16 protein-coding genes are annotated in these 18,177 nt (G+C 70.3%); 13 read left to right on the forward strand and 3 right to left on the reverse strand.

Translation table 11 applies throughout. From position 1 onward, the window contains the following. Window positions 1–59: 59 nt before the first annotated feature. Both pknB and V6S02_RS05050 read right to left on the reverse strand, forming a co-directional pair. The gene (gene pknB, locus V6S02_RS05045) at window positions 60–2,000 is read right to left on the reverse strand and encodes a Stk1 family PASTA domain-containing Ser/Thr kinase (RefSeq protein WP_336400096.1); all 1,941 of its coding nucleotides are present in this window, start codon (window positions 1,998–2,000) and stop codon (window positions 60–62) included. 64 nt (window positions 2,001–2,064) lie between these two features. Then, window positions 2,065–3,087: a LysM peptidoglycan-binding domain-containing protein gene (locus V6S02_RS05050; protein ID WP_336400097.1), complete on the reverse strand. Its 1,023-nt coding sequence runs from the start codon at window positions 3,085–3,087 to the stop codon at window positions 2,065–2,067. Window positions 3,088–3,213: 126 nt separating this feature from the next. On the opposite strand from V6S02_RS05050, the gene V6S02_RS05055 reads away from it, so the two are divergent. Next, window positions 3,214–3,561: an Rv2175c family DNA-binding protein gene (locus tag V6S02_RS05055; protein ID WP_124293005.1), complete on the forward strand. Its 348-nt coding sequence runs from the start codon at window positions 3,214–3,216 to the stop codon at window positions 3,559–3,561. Window positions 3,562–3,571: 10 nt separating this feature from the next. On the opposite strand, the gene V6S02_RS05060 is transcribed toward V6S02_RS05055, so the two are convergent. Next, window positions 3,572–4,675: a polyprenyl synthetase family protein gene (locus V6S02_RS05060; protein WP_336400098.1), complete on the reverse strand. Its 1,104-nt coding sequence runs from the start codon at window positions 4,673–4,675 to the stop codon at window positions 3,572–3,574. A 62-nt stretch (window positions 4,676–4,737) separates the two neighbouring features. Between V6S02_RS05060 and V6S02_RS05065 the strand changes: the two genes are divergently transcribed. From V6S02_RS05065 to V6S02_RS05120, 12 genes are all read left to right on the forward strand, one after another. Further along, complete coding sequence (locus V6S02_RS05065) at window positions 4,738–5,106, forward strand: DUF3040 domain-containing protein (RefSeq protein ID WP_141938128.1); 369 nt, start codon at window positions 4,738–4,740, stop codon at window positions 5,104–5,106. Window positions 5,107–5,318: 212 nt separating this feature from the next. Beyond that, a complete protein-coding gene (gene mraZ / locus V6S02_RS05070) occupies window positions 5,319–5,750 on the forward strand; it encodes a division/cell wall cluster transcriptional repressor MraZ (RefSeq protein WP_124294432.1) in 432 nt (143 codons plus the stop codon). A gap of 101 nt (window positions 5,751–5,851) precedes the next feature. Next, entirely contained in the window at window positions 5,852–6,808 is a 957-nt protein-coding gene (gene rsmH, locus V6S02_RS05075; protein ID WP_124293008.1) for a 16S rRNA (cytosine(1402)-N(4))-methyltransferase RsmH, read from the forward strand. Then, complete coding sequence (locus V6S02_RS05080) at window positions 6,805–7,413, forward strand: hypothetical protein (protein ID WP_124293009.1); 609 nt, start codon at window positions 6,805–6,807, stop codon at window positions 7,411–7,413. The genes rsmH and V6S02_RS05080 overlap by 4 nt, the downstream gene beginning before the upstream one ends. A gap of 5 nt (window positions 7,414–7,418) precedes the next feature. After that, the gene (locus V6S02_RS05085; RefSeq protein ID WP_336400099.1) at window positions 7,419–9,206 is read left to right on the forward strand and encodes a peptidoglycan D,D-transpeptidase FtsI family protein; all 1,788 of its coding nucleotides are present in this window, start codon (window positions 7,419–7,421) and stop codon (window positions 9,204–9,206) included. Between the two features lie 18 nt (window positions 9,207–9,224). After that, on the forward strand, window positions 9,225–10,637 hold the full coding sequence (locus V6S02_RS05090) for a UDP-N-acetylmuramoyl-tripeptide--D-alanyl-D-alanine ligase (RefSeq protein ID WP_336400100.1): 1,413 nt from the start codon (window positions 9,225–9,227) through the stop codon (window positions 10,635–10,637). Further along, window positions 10,634–11,746 (forward strand): phospho-N-acetylmuramoyl-pentapeptide-transferase, encoded by a 1,113-nt coding sequence (mraY, locus tag V6S02_RS05095; protein ID WP_124293012.1) that lies wholly within the window; start codon window positions 10,634–10,636, stop codon window positions 11,744–11,746. The genes V6S02_RS05090 and mraY overlap by 4 nt, the downstream gene beginning before the upstream one ends. Further along, window positions 11,728–13,287, forward strand: a complete 1,560-nt coding sequence (gene murD / locus V6S02_RS05100) for a UDP-N-acetylmuramoyl-L-alanine--D-glutamate ligase (RefSeq protein WP_336400101.1) — start codon at window positions 11,728–11,730, stop codon at window positions 13,285–13,287. Before mraY ends, murD begins: the two co-directional genes overlap by 19 nt. Next, window positions 13,235–14,461 (forward strand): putative lipid II flippase FtsW, encoded by a 1,227-nt coding sequence (gene ftsW, locus V6S02_RS05105; RefSeq protein WP_336400102.1) that lies wholly within the window; start codon window positions 13,235–13,237, stop codon window positions 14,459–14,461. Before murD ends, ftsW begins: the two co-directional genes overlap by 53 nt. Next, window positions 14,458–15,549: a UDP-N-acetylglucosamine--N-acetylmuramyl-(pentapeptide) pyrophosphoryl-undecaprenol N-acetylglucosamine transferase gene (locus tag V6S02_RS05110; protein ID WP_336400103.1), complete on the forward strand. Its 1,092-nt coding sequence runs from the start codon at window positions 14,458–14,460 to the stop codon at window positions 15,547–15,549. The genes ftsW and V6S02_RS05110 overlap by 4 nt, the downstream gene beginning before the upstream one ends. A 53-nt stretch (window positions 15,550–15,602) precedes the next feature. After that, window positions 15,603–17,072, forward strand: a complete 1,470-nt coding sequence (gene murC / locus V6S02_RS05115; protein ID WP_336400104.1) for a UDP-N-acetylmuramate--L-alanine ligase — start codon at window positions 15,603–15,605, stop codon at window positions 17,070–17,072. Window positions 17,073–17,076: 4 nt separating this feature from the next. Continuing rightward, window positions 17,077–18,123 (forward strand): FtsQ-type POTRA domain-containing protein, encoded by a 1,047-nt coding sequence (locus V6S02_RS05120; RefSeq protein WP_336400105.1) that lies wholly within the window; start codon window positions 17,077–17,079, stop codon window positions 18,121–18,123. Window positions 18,124–18,177: the final 54 nt, after the last annotated feature.

Genomic DNA, 18,177 nt, shown 5'->3' on the forward strand with positions numbered 1-18,177 from the left:
CGGCACCGGCGTCGGTCGGCGGCGGTGTCGACCGGTGAGAGTGTCGACCGGTGGCGGTCTCAGCCGGTGACGGTGAGCTGGATGTAGATTCGCGTGCCGCGGACGACGAACTCCCCGGCGCCGGGGTCCATGCTGACCACCTCGGTCAGCGAGTCGGGGATGGCTGCGAAGAAGACCGCGTAGTCCACTTGGAATCCCGCGTCCTCCAGGGCGGCGATGGCCCCATCGCGGGTCTGACCGACCACGTTCGGGATCTCGAACAGGGGAGGCCCGGTGGAGACGATCAGCGTGACGGTGTCTCCGGGCTGCCACCAGCCGCCGCCTTCGCGATCGGCGATGCCGATGACCTCGCCGGAGGCGTAGGTGTCACTGCTCTGCTCGATGACCTGATCGGCGACCGTGAGTTGCACGCCCCCGAGTTCCGACCGGGCGGCGTCGACGGAGTCGCCCGCAACGTTCGGCACCGGGCCGCGCGAGATCAACAGCGTCGCCTCGTCGGCCTGGCGCGCGGTGCAGCCCTCGCCGCAGTCGATGTCGTCGCCGCCCGCGCGGGGGTGGATGCGCATGCCGACCACCGTGCCCGCCGGCGCTTCGGTGAAGAACTCCGCGTCTGCGCGCGTGGTGATGACGTTCTGCGCCAGCAGATCGCGCACCTGTTCGGCGGGGAGGTCGATCACCCGGCCGAGGGCGACCTCGGCGGGCCCGAGGGAGACGATGACGGTGACGAGCGCATCCTTGTCCACCCGCGCCCCCGGCGGGGGATCGGTCTCGATCACGAGACCCGTCTCCACGTCGACGCTGTACTCGCCGCGTTCCTCTGCGCGCAGCGACTGCTCGGCGAGCCTGGTCTGGGCTTCGGCGAAGGTGGCGCCGCGCACATCCGGAACGGCCACGAGCGACCCGGGACCCGACCCGAACCACCAACCCGTCCCCGCGGCGAGGGCTGCGAGGATCACGACCAGCGCGATCAGCCATCCCCCCCTCGCGGCTCGGCGGCGGGTCACCTGGCGCAGACGCGCGGCGTTGTCGGTGTCGCTGACGATGGCAGCGGGTCCGGTCGCCGAGGCGGGCAGCACCTGGGTGAGCTCACCCGAGGGAAGGCCGTCGTCATCGGGGATGCCACGACCGGCGGTCCTCGTGACCTGCGGTGCGACGCCCAGCTGTCGTTCGATCTCGCGCAGTCTGTCGAGCATCTCCCGGGCATCGACCGGACGCTCGTCGGGGTTCTTCTCGGTCGACCACAGGACGAGTTCGTCCAGCTGCTCGGGAACGCCGGGGTTCTTCGCGCTCGGGCGGGGCACGGAGTCGGTGGCGTGCTGGAAGGCGATCTGCATCGGCTGCTCGCCCTTGTAGGGCTGCTCGCCCACGAGCATCTCGTAGAGCATGATGCCGAGGGCGTAGATGTCGGAGCGCGCGTCGGCCACCCCCCGCGTGACCAGCTCCGGGGCGAGGTAGGCGATCGTGCCGAGAAGCTGAGCCCCGCTGGCGGTGTTCGCCGTCGCCGCACGCGCGAGGCCGAAATCGCCGATCTTGATGCGACCGTCCTCGGCGAGGAGGACGTTCTCGGGTTTGACGTCGCGGTGGATGATGCCGGCGCGGTGTGCGGCGGCCAGGCCCGAGAGCACGGCGTCCATGATCGTGATGGTCTGCGGGATCGTCAGGCGGCGCTGCTCGCGCATCAGCTCGCGCAGCGTGATCCCCGGCAGGTACTCCATGACGAGGTAGGCCATGTCGCCGTCCTGGCCCTGGTCGAAGACGTTGACCACGTGCGGATCGGCCAGCCGCGCGGCGGCACGGGCCTCCTGGATGAAGCGGCTCTGGAAGACGGAGTCGTCGCTGAGGTGGCCATGCATCACTTTCAGGGCGATGCGGCGCTCGAGCCTCAGGTCGGTGGCCACGTACACGGTCGCCATGCCCCCGCGCGCGATGCGCGCACGGACCCGGTATCGGCCGTCGACGAGACGTCCGATCAGCGGGTCGGCCTGCTGACTCGTGCTCACGGTCAGAGTCTACGGACGGCGGGGTGGGAGCCCGGGCAGCGGCTCACCCCGGCAGCCACACGGATCACCCGTAGGTCGCGAGCCACGCGTAGGCGGGCGCCTCCCACTTCGCATAACGATCCGGGAACGCCGAGATCTGCACGGCCTGCGCCGCGCCGGCGAAGGACATCGACTCCCAGCCGGGGATGTCGAGCAGGCCACGGGTGCGCGGGCCGTTGGGATCGGCGGGGCCCCCGAAGAACGCCGCGGTCGCCCGGACCGGGTCGCGGACCTCGTCGGCGCTTCCCCACCCCGTGCTGGGTCGCTGCTGGAACAGGCCCAGGGAATCCCTGTCGCCCCAGTCGAGGTTGCGCAGCCACGACTCGACCATCGCCGTTCCGAGCGCGATGGCGATACCGCGATCGGAGACTCCCCGTTCGCGCCCCACGGCGATGATGGTCCGCACATTGCCGATCTGCTCGTCGTCCAGCGTGACGGTCTCTGCCGCCAGGACAGGCGCAGGCGCGGGGGCGGCGGCCGGCGCCGGCGCGGTCGGCGACGGGATCGCGATCGCCTGGCCAGGGTAGATGATGGACGACGTCTGCAGGGCGTTCGCGTCGAGCACCGCCTGGGTCGACACCCCATGACGGCGTGCGATCGCGCTGATCGTATCGCCCGCCACGACGGTGTACGCCGTCGCCGCGGCGGGCGCCGCCGGAGCCGCGGGCGCTGCCGCAGCTGCGGGCGCGCCGGTCAGACGGATCACCTGCCCCGGATGGATGACGCTGCTCCACCCCAGTCCGTTCAGAGCCAGGACGTCGGTGGTCCGGAGTCCGTGGCGGGCCGCGATCGCACTGATCGTGTCTCCGGGTTGGACCACGACGCTCTCGGGTCCGGCGCTGTGGGCGGGCACCATCGCGGGTGCGCGACCCGTCGACGACACGGCGCCGCCGAGCGAGATCCGCCCCGCGCCTTCGCGGGCCAGGGGAGCGGCCTCGTTCGCAGAGGCGATGGGCGCCGGCAGCATCGCGACCGCGAGGGCGCCGAGGGCGGTTGCGGGAAGGCCGAGGCGGGCCGCGGTGAGCCGGACGGTTCGTGAGCGAGACATGGCGGTCCTCCCTACGGGGATTCTCCCCGCCAGCTACCGTGTCACGCGTGTAAACCACTGTCAACGAAAGTGACGGATGTGAAACATGAGGATGTCCTCATGTGTCCGAGATGAGATAGTTGCTGCGTGGCGGAGAAAGACGCACCTGTACCCACCGAGTGGCTCACCCTTCCCGAACTGGTCGAGGCGCTCGACCTTCCCCTCGGGCGCGTTCGTCGTCTGCTCGACGACCGCGCGCTCATCGGTTCTCGGCGACACGGGGCCCTCTCGGTGCCGGCCGTGTTCATCGTCGACGGAAAGCCGCTCGGTTCCCTCCGCGGGACGGTCATCGTGCTCGGCGATGCCGGGTTCAGCGACGACGAGGCCATCGACTGGCTGCTGAACCCGGAGGAGTCGATCGGCGTCGCGCCGATCGAGGCGCTGCGCGCCGGCCGCAAGAGCGAAGTGAGGCGGGTCGCTCAGACCCTCGCCTGAGCGCGCGCGATCAGGCCACGCGAACGGTCGCCGCGCGTGCCAGCTCGCGCAGGTCGTTGACGGCCGCGTGACCGAGCTCCGCCCCCGACAGCGCCCGGCCGGCCTCCGAGGAGTACTCCTCGATGAGGGTCTCGACCCGGCTCAGGGCCCCGCTGTCGATGATGGTGCGCTGAAGCGATGCGATCTGCTCGTCGTCCAGGTCGGGGTCTCCGATGAGTTCATCGACGATCTGTCGTGCCGAGGCGCCGATGCCCTCGCGGGCGTAGGCGATGAGCACCGTGCGCTTCCCCTCGCGCAGGTCGTCACCGGCGGGCTTGCCGGTCTCGGCGGAGTCGCCGAAGACGCCGAGCACGTCGTCGCGCAGCTGGAATGCCATGCCGAGGGGGTGGCCGAAGGCGGCGAGGGCGGCGCGCTGGGCGTCGGAGCCCCCCGCGAGGGCGGCGCCGATGACGAGCGGCTGCTGGATGCTGTAGCGCGCCGACTTGAACGACGCCACCCGCAGGGCGCGCTCGGCGTGCTCCTCATCGGGCGCGACACGGAAGGCGGACTCCTCGGCGATGTCGAGGAACTGTCCGACCGTGACCTCACGACGCATGCGGGCGTATTCCTCCCGCGCGGTCGCGGCCGCGGCATCCTGCGCCCGATCCATCTCGGCGAGGGATTCCTCGAAGAGATCGTCGCTCCACGCGACCAGGAGGTCGCCGAGCAGGATGGCGCCGGAACGGCCGAACGCCGCGGCGTCGCCGCGCCAGCCCGAAGCGCGATGGCGCGCCTCGAGTGCACGATGCGCGGAGGGTCGGCCGCGGCGGGTGTCGGAATTGTCGATGACGTCGTCGTGCACGAGGGCCGCGGCGTGGAAGACCTCCAGCGCCGCGGCGGCGCCGATCACGGGCGCGGGTGGGTCGCCGGCGCGCGACTGCGCCTCGTGCACCGCCCGCCAACCGGCGATGAGGAAGCGTCCCCGCAAGCGCTTGCCGCCGGTCAGGGCGTCGGCGGCGGCGTCGATGATCATCGCCGCCTCGTCGCCGAGCTCCTTCGCCTGGGCACGCTGACGTGCAAGGAAGTTGTTCAGTCGCTGAGAAACAGCCTCTACGGCGCCCGCGGAAGATGACACGGCCCTAGCCTAGTAATCAGCGGGACGCGTAGAATCGTCCAACCGGATCCAGAGGGGGACCCATGCCACTCTCCGAACAGGAGCAGCGTCTGCTCGATGAGATGGAACGTCATCTCATGCGCAACGACGCCGACGTGGTCAGCGCGCGTGAAGGGCGCGCCCTCAGCTATCGCAACATCGTGTACGGCACGATCCTCGTGCTGCTGGGCCTGGGCGGCCTGATCGCCGGTGTGGCGCTGAAGCTCATCGTCGTCGGGGTGATCGCGTTCGTGGTGATGCTGGGCGGTGTCATCCTCGCCGTGACGCCTGCGCGGGGCGCCCCGAAGACCGCGCCTCGTCCGGTGAAGACGAACCCCGGGCGCGCCGCCGCCGGCGGTTCCTTCATGGACCGCATGAACGATCGCTGGGATCGCCGACAGGGCGAGCGATGATCACCGGCTGACTGCCGGCATCCACTTCCAGAGCACCGACCTTCGGGTCGGTGCTCTTTTTTGCGTCCGGTGCAGGAAAAGGGTGGTCACCAGCGCGCTCGAATGCGCGGAAAATCGCGGGTGGACAGCTGCGCAGGGTATCAAAGTGGAGGAAAGTGGAGTAAAGTGGCGAGCATCTTCGAAGGCCGGACGAAGAAGGGGGTGGTGTGCCGATGCTGCTGGGTACGCACACTCCCAAGCTCGACGACAAGGGTCGGGTCATCCTGCCCGCCAAGTTCCGCGACGATCTCGGCGCCGGCATCGTCATCACCCGTGGCCAGGAGCGTTGCCTCTACGTCTTCAGCGAAAGCGAGTTCGAGCGCGTGCACGACCGCATCCGCGAGGCGCCGCTGAGCAACAAGCAGGCGCGCGACTTCCTCCGGATGTTCCTGTCGGGGGCGAGCGCCGAGAAGCCCGACGGCCAGAACCGCATCACCATCCCGCCGCCGCTGCGCGCCTACGCGGGACTGGGCAAGGACCTCGTGGTCACCGGTGTCGGCGCCCACGCCGAGATCTGGGACGCCGAGGCCTGGAACGCCTACGCCCTCGCCAACGAAGACAGCTACTCGGAGATGGAGCAGGAGGTGATCCCCGGCCTGTTCTGACGCCCCCGGCTGTGACTCCCAGCCGCTGCCGCCCTGTCGCACTTCCCCGGCGCCAGGTCGAAGCGGATGGGGATCAGAGCCGGGGGACCGGCCCCACGATCATGAACCTTCGCGACATCCACACCCCGGTCCTGCTCGAGCGCTGTCTCGAGCTGCTCGGCCCTGCGCTCGAAGCGCCCGGAGCGGTCTTCGTCGACGCCACGCTCGGCATGGGAGGACACAGCGAGGCGTTCCTCGAACGGTTCCCCCACCTCCACCTCATCGGACTCGATCGCGACCGCGACGCGCTTCGGATCGCCGAGGAACGCCTCGCACCCTTCGGTGACCGGGTCGACCTGGTCCACACGGTCTACGACGGCATCGACGCCGCGCTCGAGAGCCTCGGGGTCGACGCCGTTCACGGCATCCTGTTCGACCTCGGCGTCTCTTCGCTCCAACTGGATGAGGTCGACCGCGGTTTCGCGTATTCGCGCGACGCCCCCCTCGACATGAGGATGGACCAGTCGACCGGGGTCACGGCCGCAGACGTGGTCGCCACTTTCAGCGAAGGTCAGCTGCGGCGGATCTTCGAACGCTACGGCGAGGAGAAGCTCGCCGGCCGCTACGCCCGGGCCATCGTGGCCGCACGGGCGGATGCACCCATCGAGCGCTCCGGACAGCTCGTCGACATCCTCACCCGCGCCACCCCGTATGCCGCGCAGCGGAGCGGCCACCCGGCCAAGCGGGTGTTCCAGGCGCTGCGGATCGAGGTCAACGGCGAACTGGCCGCCCTCGAAGCGGCGATCCCCGCCGCTCTCGATCGGTTGGTCGTCGGCGGGCGCATGGTGGTGCTGTCCTACCAGTCCTTGGAGGACCGGCTGGTCAAACGCGTCTTCGCCGACGCCGTGGCATCCACCTCCCCGCGCGGGCTCCCGGTCGAGCTCCCCGAGCACGCCCCCCGCTTCCGGCTCCTGGTCCGCGGAGCAGAGCAGGCGGATGCCGACGAGAAGGCGCACAACCCCCGCGCCACCCCGGTACGGCTGCGTGCCGTCGAACGAGTGAGAGAGGCCGCGGCATGAGCGCACCCCTGATCGCCGCACCGCTGACGTCTCCCACCGGGCCGCGGCCGGCGCGTCCGGGAGCCCCCGACCGGACGACGGAGCGCCGGCTGCGCCCGGTCGAGCAGACCGTGCCCGGCGCGCGGCGCCGGCCACGGCTGGCCTACGGAATCGTCGCCGTGGTGGCCGCCCTCGCCATCGCCGGGGTGCAGATGATGCTCTCGATCCTCACCACCCAGAGCTCCTACGAGATCTCGTCCCTCACCCAGCAGCAGAGCGAGCTGCAGTGGCAGCGGCAGATGCTCTCCGACGATGTCGCAGGCCTCAGCTCGCCCCAGTACCTCGCGGCCAACGCGGCGGCGCTCGGCATGGTCATCGAGGAGTCGCCGAACTACCTGCGTCTGAGCGACGGCGCCGTGCTCGGCCCGGGGATCGCTGCGGAGGGCGGCGTCTCGATCGACGCGCTCGGACGCGGCTCGGTCGCGAACAACCTCATCGCCGACCGGCCGCTGGTGACCGAACCGGACGCCACCATCCAGGGGGCCCCGGTGGCCAGCACCGGGGACGGGCTCACCGACACGCCGCCGCCGGTAGCCGACACTCTGCCGACCCCCGCCACACACTGAGAGCAATGACCACCCGAGCAAGCCGCAGTCCACGCCGCCGCACGGTGGTCGCGCTGGCCGTCGTCCTGGCGGTCCTCGTCGGCTTCATCGTCCGCCTCGTCGACATCCAGGTGGTCAACGCCGACGAGCACATCGAAGACTCGATGGAGTGGGCGTTCAGCGGATCCCGCGATCTCCACGGCTCGCGAGGGGCGATCGTCGACACCGCCGGCAACACCCTCGCCGGCAGCATCCTGCGCTACGACGTGGTGATCGATCCCAAGAACACCGGCGACATCACCAGGGCGGACGACGACGATGTCGAATCCACACTGACGTGGCCCGAGGCGTCGGGTCTCATCGGGTCCGTCACCGGACAGGAGGCCGACGACATCCAGCGGATCGTCGCGTCGGCCCTGGCCGCCGATCCCGCCGACCAGTACGAGTTCATCCAGCGAGGGATCTCCACCGAGCAGTACCGGGCGTTGGCCGACCTGAAGCTGCCCTACCTGACCTTCGAGCAGCATCCCGCTCGGACCTACCCGGACGGCGCGGTCGCGGGAAACCTCATCGGGTTCATGGGCACCGACGAGGTGCCCCTCGCGGGACTCGAGCTCAGCCAGGACGGCTGTCTCACCGCCACAGACGGGCAGCTCCGCTTCCAGCGCGGCAAGGACGGCGTGATCATCCCCGGCACCGAGGTCGAGGATCCCGCTGTCGACGGCGGCACCCTGGAGTTGACCATCGACCGGGACCTGCAGTGGTACCTCATGCAGCTGATCGCCGAGCAGGTGCAGGACATGGGGGCTCTGAGCGGGTCGATCATGGTCACCGAGGTCGGCACCGGCAAGATCCGCGCGGCGGCGGAGTTCCCCGCCGTCGACCCCAACAACGTCGCGGCCTCCCCCGACGACGACCGTAGGAGCCGGATCTTCACCGACTGGTTCGAACCCGGGTCGACGTTCAAAGCCCTCACGGCCGCCACGGTGATCGATGCCGGGGGACAGAACGCCCAGTCGACGGTGGTCGCCGCCAGCACCGAGACCTTCGCCAACGGTGCGCGCGTGCGGGACTCCTTCGTCCACCCGGCCTACAACTACACCCTCACCGGCGTCCTCATCGACTCCTCCAACGCGGCCATCTCCCGCATCAGCGAGACCGTCGACTCCCAGACGCGCTACGAGTACCTGCAGCGCTTCGGCGTCGGCGAGGGGAGCGCGGTGGATTTCCCCGGCGAGCAGACGGGTCTGCTGCGACCGGCGTCCGAGTGGGACAACCAGACGGTCTACAACACCACCTACGGCCAGGGCCTCACCACGACCCTCCCCGAACTCGTGGGGGCCTACGGGGCGATCGCCAACGACGGAGAGCGTGTCCCCCTGACGCTCGTGGAGAGCTGCACCGCAGCCGACGGAACCGTGACCACCCCCGACACGCCCGATCCGGTCCGCGTGGTGAGCGAAGACACCGCGACCCAGGTGCAGCAGATCCTCGAGAACGTCGCCCTGCAGGCCAACTACGCCGACGAGATCGCGGTGCCGGGCTATCGCATCGCCGTCAAGACCGGCACGGGTGAGAAGTCCGACCCCGTGACGGGCGGGTACAAGAGCGGCGCGTACTTCACCACGATGATCGGATTCGCGCCCGCGGACGACCCGCAGTACGTCGTCGCCGTGACGCTCGACGAGCCCACCAAGGTAAAGTCTTCTGTGGCCAACGCCGCGGCATTCCAGCAGGCGATGACGCAGGTGCTCAAGACCTACCGGGTCATGCCGTCCACGACGGAACCGCCTGTCCTGCCGAAGTTCGGCTGACGATCTCCCTTTTGACACATGATCTCCCTTTCCCTGCACCACATCGCCCTGACACTCGGCGGAGACCTTCTGCTCGTCGGTGACGACACCGTCGACACCGAGGTCTCCGGGGCCGTCGACACCGACTCCCGCGCCATCGGGCCGGGCGACATCTTCGTCGCCAAGCCCGGTGAGACCACCGACGGTCATCTGTTCGTCCCGGCGGCCCATCGGGCCGGTGCGGTGCTCGCGATCGTCGAGCGGCCGGTCGACGAGCCCATCACCCAGATCGTCGTTCCCGACGTGGTGCAGGCCCTCGCCGATCTCGCGCGGGAGGTCGTCGCGCGGGTGCGCTCCCGTGGCGCGCTGAAGGTCATCGGGATCACCGGCTCCAACGGCAAGACCACGACGAAGAACCTCCTGGCGCGCATCCTTCAGGATGAGGGCGAGACCATCGCCCCTCGCGCCTCGTACAACAACGAGGTCGGGGCTCCGCTGACGATGCTCCGCGTGACCGAGGACACCCGCTACCTCGTGAGCGAATTCGGTGCGAGCGGTCCGGGGGCGATCGCGGCCCTCGCCGGTCTCGTCCACCCCGACATCTCGGTCGTCCTCATGGTCGGCATGGCCCACGCCGGCGGTTTCGGCGGAATCGAGGGCACGTTCCGTGCCAAGTCCGAACTCGTCCAGGCACTGCGGCCCGGTGGTGTGGCCGTCCTGAACGCCGATGATCCGCGCGTTGTCCAGATGGCCCCGATCGCCGCGGAGAGACCAGCCGCGGTGCGCTGGTTCGGCCGAGGGGGCGCCGCCGAGGTGCGGGCCGAAGATGTCGAGGTGACCGCCGACGGCACCTCGTGCACGGTCTTCGTCGACGACGTGTCCGCGTCGCTGCGGCTGCGTGTGCTCGGCGAGCACCACGTCATGAACGCCCTCGCCGCCATCGCCGCCGCGACCGCCCTCGGTGTGTCGCTCGCGAATGCCGTCGCCCGGCTGGAGACGGTGGAACTCGCCGAGCGGTGGCGCATGCAGCCGCTGGGGTCCGCGCGTGTCCGCATCATCAACGACGCCTACAACGCCAGCCCCGATTCGATGTCCGCGGCCCTGCGGACGCTCGCCCAGATCACCGGACCCGGTGAGCGCATGGTCGCCGTCCTCGGTGCGATGAGCGAGCTGGGGGAGTATGCCGGCGAGGAGCATGACCGCATCGGACTTCAGGCCGTGCGCCTGGGCATCCAGCGCATCGTCGTGATCGGCCCGGAGGCCCGCCGCCTCTTCCTCGCCGCCGTGGGCGAGGGGTCGTGGGACGGTGAGGCGGTGTTCTTCGCCACCGCCGACGAGGCCTACGACTACCTCACCGGTGAACTGCGCGACGGCGACCGGGTGCTGGTGAAGTCATCCAATTCCGCGGGCCTGAGGTTCCTCGGCGACCGACTGGGAGAATTCTTCTCGTGAGATCCCTCCTGACCGCCGCGGCGATCTCGCTGGCCTTCACGCTCTTTCTCACCCCGGTGTTCCTGCGCCTGTTCCGCAAGTGGGGCTGGGGTCAGGTGATCCGCACACCCGACGACATCCGCAACCCCAGCCATGGCGAGAAGCGCGGCACGCCCACCATGGGCGGGACGATCTTCATCGCCGGCACCATCATCGGCTATCTCGTCGGCGGTGTGGCGGGGAACAACCCACCCACCGTGTCGGGTCTTCTGGTGCTGTGGATGATGGTCGGGTTCGGCACCGTCGGCTTCATCGACGACTTCATGAAGGTCCGCAGTCAGCGCAGTCTCGGCCTGAGCGGGTGGCGGAAGATCGTGGGTCAGGTCATCGTCGCGGTGCCGTTCGGCATCGTCGCGCTGAACTTCCCCAACATCTACAACGAAACGCCCGCGTCGCCCTACATCTCGGTGTTCCGCGACGTCCAGGTGCTGTGGTTCTTCGCCCTCGGTCCCATCCTCGGCTGGTTGCTGTACCTGGCCTGGATCTCGTTCATCGGTGTCGCCGCATCCAACTCGGTCAACGTCAGCGACGGGCTGGACGGTCTGGCTGCGGGAGCCGGCATCTTCGTCGTGGGCGCCTACAGCCTCATCGCCTTCTGGCAGTTCAATCAGGCCTGCTTCGGCGGCGGGGAGTTGAGTCCGGGCGGGCTCTCGGCCTGCTACGCCACGAGGGACCCGTTCGACCTCGCGATCGTCTCCGCCGCCTTCGTCGGGGCGCTGGTCGGCTTCCTCTGGTGGAACGCGCCGAAGGCGCAGGTCTTCATGGGCGATGTCGGATCGATGGCGATCGGGGGCGTCCTCGCCGCGATGGCGATCCTGACCCGCACCGAACTGCTCATGGTGCTCGTCGCCGGTGTCTACGTGATCGCCTCGGGATCGGTCATCCTCCAGCGCGTGTACTTCAAGGTGACGCGCGGCAAACGGCTGTTCCTCATGAGTCCCCTGCACCATCACCTCGAGATGCGCGGGTGGTCGGAGATCACCATCGTGGTGCGGATGTGGATCATCGCCGGGCTCCTCGCGGTCTCGGGTGTCGGGTTCTTCTACGTCGAATGGCTCTCGCAGACATGACGCGTCTGGACGGCCTCACGAGCTGGCACGCGGACTGGTCGGGGCTGCGCGTCGCAGTCCTGGGACTGTCGGTGACGGGCTTCGCCGCCGCCGACACCCTCGCCGAACTCGGCGCGGAGGTGCGGGTCTTCTCCGAGGCGGCCGAGCCCGAATACGAGAGGCTCCTTCCCGTCATCGGCGTCGACGCCGTGATCGGGCCCCTCGGCACGGTTCCCGGGGCGCTGCGCGCCTTCGCGCCCGAGGTCGTCATCGCCTCGCCGGGCTTCTCTCCGAACCACCCCGTCATCGCGTGGTGCGCAGACGAGGGCATCGCCCTGTGGGGCGACATCGAACTGGCGTGGCGTGTGCGCGACAAGGTGGTCCGCCAGGACGGCAGACCCGCCGACTGGGTCCTGGTGACCGGGACCAACGGCAAGACGACCACGACGCGCCTCGTCGCCGAGATGCTCGTCGCGGGCGGGCTGCGGGCAGCCCCGGTCGGCAACATCGGCACTCCCGTGCTCGACGCCGTCCGCGACCCCGGCGGCTTCGACGTCCTCGTCGTCGAGCTCTCCAGCCATCAGCTCTGGTACCTCGGACGCCAGACCGGTCCGTCGCGCGTCTCACCGCACGGCAGCGTGTGCCTGAATCTCGCTGAGGACCACCTGGAATGGCACGGTTCGTTCGAGGCGTACCGCGATGCGAAGGCGCACGTGTACGACAACACCCGCGTCGCGTGCGTCTACAACAAGTCGGATGTCGCGACCCGCACCATGGTGGAGGAGGCGGAGGTCGTCGAGGGCGCACGCGCCATCGGGTTCGACCTGGGCGTTCCGGGGCCGAGCGACCTCGGCGTCGTCGACGGGATCCTCGTCGACCGTGCCTTCCTCGACGATCGCCGCACCAGCGCCCTGGAGCTGACGACGGTCGCCGAACTCGCCGAGCGCGGCCTCGCCGCACCGCACATGGTGGCGAACATCCTCGCCGCTGCGGCCCTGGCCCGGGCGCTGGATGTCGCCCCGGCGGCGATCCGCGACGCGCTCCGCGGGTTCCGGCTCGACCCTCACCGCATCGAGGTCGTCGCGTCCCACCGCGGGATCGTCTGGGTGGATGACTCGAAGGCCACCAACCCGCACGCCGCGGCGTCGTCGCTCTCGGCCTTCCCCGGGGCGATCTGGATCGTCGGGGGACTGCTGAAGGGCGTGGAGATCGCCCCGCTCGTCGCCCAGGTCGCAGGGAAGGTGCGCGCCGCCGTCGTCATCGGTGAGGACCGGGCCACGGTCATCGCGGCGTTCTCGCGACACGCGCCGGACGTCCCCGTCTACGAGGTCACCCGCGGCGAGACTGAGGACGTCATGGCGCAGGCGGTCGAATTGGCCGCGCAGGTCGCCCGTGACGGGGATGTGGTCCTCCTCGCCCCCGCCGCGGCGTCGTTCGACCAGTTCTCGTCCTACGCCGACCGCGGAAGGAAGTTCGCTGCCGCCGTGCAGCGGTGGATCGAGATGGGGGATGACGGTGACGACGACGCAGACCCGCACCCCCCGCACGGCACGCACGCCTGACGTCGACGAACGGCGTGGACTCGCGGCCCGCGTGTCGCTCGGCAGGGTCTTCGCCCCGGTGCCGAGCGAATTCCTCCTCATCGCCTCCACGGCGCTGCTGCTGACGATCTTCGGTCTGGTGATGGTGCTCTCCGCCACCTCCGCCACCTCCACCGCCGCAGGCCAGGCCCCCTGGGATGCCGCGATGAAGCAGGCGGTGTTCGCGGTCATCGGCGTCCCCCTGATGTTCATCGCCAGTCGCCTGCCGATCACGTTCTGGAAACGGATCGCGTGGCCCGCCCTCATCGGAGCGGTCGCCTTCCAGCTCTTGGTCTTCACACCCCTCGGCCACGGCGCGGACGGAAACCGCAACTGGATCACGCTCGCCGGGTTCCAGGCGCAGCCCTCGGAGTTCCTCAAGCTCGCGCTGGCCCTGTGGGTGGGGTACGTCCTCTACCGCAAGCGCACACTGCTGGCGATGTGGCGGCACGTCTACATCCCGCTCGTCCCGGTCGCGGGCCTCGCCATCGCGACGGTGCTCGCCGGCCGCGATCTCGGCACGGCGATGATCCTCGTGCTCCTCGTGCTCGGGGCGCTGTTCTTCTCGGGCGTTCGGCTGCGCATCTTCATCCTTCCCGCCATCGCCGCGGCAGCGGCGGTCGCCGTGCTCGCTGTGACGAGCCCCGACCGCATGCGGCGCTTCCTCAGCTTCCTCAATCCCAACTGCCTCGAGGACTACTTCAACGACTGCTATCAGCCCCTCCACGGCATGTGGGGCCTGGCCGGGGGCGGTGTCTTCGGCCTCGGGCTCGGGAACTCGAAAGAGAAGTACGACTGGCTCCCCGCCGCGGCCAACGACTACATCTTCGCCATCGTGGGCGAGGAGCTCGGCCTCATCGGATGCGCCGTGGTGCTCGGCCTCATCGCCCTCTACGCCGTGGGCGCCTTCCACGTCATCCGGCGTACCGACGACCCGTTCGTCCGCATCGTGGCCGGCGGCATCACGGTCTGGATCGTCGGTCAGGCACTGATCAACATCGGCGTGGTCCTGCGTGTCTTCCCTGTGCTCGGGGTGCCGCTGCCGTTCATGTCGCAGGGCGGGACGTCGCTCGTCTCGGTGCTCGTGGCGTCGGGCGTGCTGCTGTCCTTCGCGCGTTCGCTCCCACCCAGACGGGCGGTTAGTGTCGTCGGGTGACGACCTACCTCCTGGCCGGCGGCGGCACCGCCGGGCACGTCAATCCGCTGCTGGCGGTCGCCGACGCTCTCCGCGCGCGGGAGCCCGACGCCGAGGTGCTCGTCCTCGGTACGCGAGAGGGTCTGGAAGCCCGACTCGTCCCCGAACGCGGCTACGAGCTGCTGTTCGTCGACAAGGTGCCCTTCCCCCGGCGTCCTGATCGCGCCGCCGCGATGTTCCCGCAGCGATTCGGGCGGGCAGTCGCGCAGGTGCGGCGTCACCTGCGCGATCGGGGGGTCGAGGTCGTCGTCGGCTTCGGCGGATACGCCGCGGCGCCGGGTTACGTCGCGGCCCGGCGCGAGCGCATCCCGACCGTCGTTCACGAGGCCAACGCGCGGCCGGGGCTTGCCAACGTGCTCGGGGCGCGACGCGCGGCGGCGGTGGGTGTCGCCTTCCCGGGGACGCGCTTGCGCGGGGCCCGGGTCGTCGGGATGCCGCTGCGCCGGGAGATCGTCGACCTCGACGCCGGCGCGCGGCGCGGCGAGGCTGCGGCGGTGTTCGGTCTCGACCCGGCGCGGCCCGTGCTGCTGGTGTTCGGCGGGTCGCTCGGCGCGCAGCGCCTGAACGAGGCCTTCGGGGAAGACGGCGGCGCAGCCTGGCGGGACGTGCTCGATGCCGGCTGGCAGCTGCTGCACGTCACGGGGGAGCGAAGCACCACCCCCGATCCGGGCGTCGCCGGGTACTCTGTGCGCCGCTACATCGATCGGATGGATCTCGCGTTCGCGCTGGCCGACGCGGTGGTCTCCCGCGCCGGAGCAGCGACCGTCAGCGAGATCAGCGCGCTCGGCATCCCCGCGGTCTACGTGCCCTATGCGGTCGGAAACGGCGAACAGGCGCTCAACGCGGCATCAGCCGTCGCCGCCGGGGCGGCGGCACTGATCCTGGATGCGGACTTCACCGCCGAGCGGGTGCGTCGCGAGGTCATCCCGCTCCTCGCGGAGCCGGCGCGCCTGGAGGCGATGCGCCGCGCCGCGGCATCCGTCGGCTCGCGCTCGGGAAGTGAGGCGGTCCTCGCCCTCATCGACGAGGCGCTCGCCCGCGCCCGGTGACCTCAGCGCGCCGGGAGGGGGTGCGCAGGAGGCCGATCTAGGATTGACGGGCCATGATCAGACCTGACCTGTCTCTGCCGATTCCGGATGACATCCGCGCCGCCCACTTCATCGGCATCGGAGGATCCGGGATGTCGGGACTGGCCCGGATGTTCCTGGCTCGAGGAATCCGGGTGTCCGGCTCCGACCGAGCCGACAGCCCGTCCCTTCGGGCTCTTGCGGCGCTCGGTGCGACGGTGCACGTCGGCCATGACGCCGCGCACCTCGGCGACGCCGACACGGTCGTGCACACGGGAGCCATCTGGCCGGAGAACCCCGAGTACGTCACGGCGAAAGAGCGCGGTCTCGCCGTCATCCACCGTTCGCAGGCGCTGCACTGGCTCATCGGCGCGCGCCGACTGATCTCCGTCGCAGGTGCGCACGGGAAGACCACCTCGACGGGCATGATCGTCACCTCGCTGCAGGCTCTGGGTGCAGACCCCACCTTCGTCAACGGCGGTGTCATCGCGCAGCTCGGCGTCTCCAGCGGAACGGGTGCGGACGACCTGTTCGTCATCGAAGCAGATGAATCCGACGGCACGTTCCTCCTCTACGACACCTCGGTCGCCCTCATCACCAACGTCGACCCCGACCACCTCGACCACTACGGATCCGCCGAGGCCTTCGTCGAGGCCTTCGCCCGGTTCGGCGGCGAGGCGCGCGAGGCGGTGGTGATCTCCGCTGACGACCCCGGCGCGAAAGAGGTCGCGGCGCTGCTCGCTCACCCTCGCGTGATCACGTTCGGCCTCGGCGCCGAGGCCGACGTGCGCCTGAGCGACATCGACGCGCACGGGCCCGTCGGCTTCCGACTGACGCATGAGGGCGAGACGGTCGAGGTCCGCCTGCAGATCCCGGGTGTGCACAATGCCGTCAACGCCGCGGGCGCGGTGGCCGCGCTCGTCGGCCTCGGCTTCCCGCTCGGCTCCGCGGCCGACGCGGTCACCGGCTTCGCCGGAACCGACCGGCGGTTCGAACTGCACGGCATCGAGCGCGGGGTGAGCGTCTACGACGACTACGCCCACCACCCGACCGAGGTCGCCGCTGCCCTCGCCGGCGCTCGGAGCGTCATCGGCGACGGTCGCATCATCGCCGTCCACCAGCCCCACACCTACTCGCGGACGCAGCACATGTACCGGGAGTTCGCCGAAGTGCTCGAACGCCATGCCGACCACACCGTGGTCCTCGACGTGTACGGCGCGAGGGAGGATCCCGTCCCCGGCGTCACGGGCGATCTCGTCGCCCACGCCTTCTCCGATCCCGATCGGGTGCGCTTCGTCGCCGACTGGCAGCGTGCTGCGGACCACGCCGCGGCGGTCGCGCGACCGGGCGACTACGTCATCACCCTCGGCTGCGGGAACGTGAACCTCATCGTCCCGCAGATCCTCGAGGCGCTGACCCGCATCCGTCCGGGCGCCCCCGTTCCCGCGGTCTCCAGCGACACTCCTGTCTTCAGCGACACCGATACCGCCGCCGTCGAAGGCTGATCCGGTGGTCCGTCGGCCGTCCCCCCTCCCGCCGCCGGCCGCGCCGGCGCGGCGCGGGTCTGCGGCGACGGCGGACGACACGGTCGACGGTGACGAGGGCTCGGGGGTCATCCTCCCGCTCCCGACCGCCGTCGGTTCCGCGCCGGGCTCGCGCGGGAGAGCACGGGGACGTTCCGGCGGACAGGACGCCGGCGAGGGGCCCGGATCGGAGCCCGACGGCGCGGCGCGGGGAGCGTCGGGCGCCGGGCCGGACGCCCCACCCGCCGACGACATCGAGCCGGTGGAGCAGCCGGTCGGCCTGCTGGCGGTGTGGCGCGCGTCGCGGGCCCGGAGGAAGGCGCTGCGCGCAGAAGTCCGGCGTTTCACCGTGCGACAGCGCCGCCGGCGGGCGCTGTGGGTGTCGGCGATCGGCGCGATCCTCGTCGTGGCGGGGGTGACCGCCGCCGTCGCGTACAGTCCGCTCTTCGCCGTCGAACGTGTGCGGGTCGTCGGAGCGGTCCAGCTCGACGCCGGCGGTGTCGAGGCGGCGCTGGCTTCGCAGCTGGGCACGCCGCTTCCGCTCGTCGACGAAGCGGCCATCCAGGACACGCTCTCGGACTTCCCGTTCGTGCAGAGCTACACCCTCGAGGCGCGGCCGCCGCACGAGCTCGTCGTCCGGATCGTCGAACGCACGCCCATCGGCGCGATCGCGTCGGCCTCGGGGTACTCCGTCGTCGATGCCGCGGGGGTCGTCCTCGCCGCCAGCACGGAACCGCCGGCCGGCGAGCCGGTCCTCGATGTCCGCGGCGGGGTCGACGGCGATGCGTTCGCGGCCGTCGGCAGGGTGATGCGGGCGCTTCCGGCCTCGATCGGCGACCAGGTGACGGCCGTGAGTGCGACGTCGGCCTTCGACGTGACGTTGACCTTGACCTCGTCCTCCCGCGTGGTGTGGGGGAGTGCGGAGGAATCGGCGATGAAGGCCCGCGTTCTCGAGACCGTCATGGCCGCGCGGCCGGCCGACACCGTCACGGAGTACGACGTCTCCTCGCCTGACGCCGTCGTGATCCGCTGACGCGGGTCACATGGTCGTGAATTCGCGGTCGTGATGGGCGTCGCGGGGCAACCG

Source organism: Microbacterium sp. CCNWLW134, from assembly GCF_037083565.1.
GTDB lineage: Bacteria > Actinomycetota > Actinomycetes > Actinomycetales > Microbacteriaceae > Microbacterium.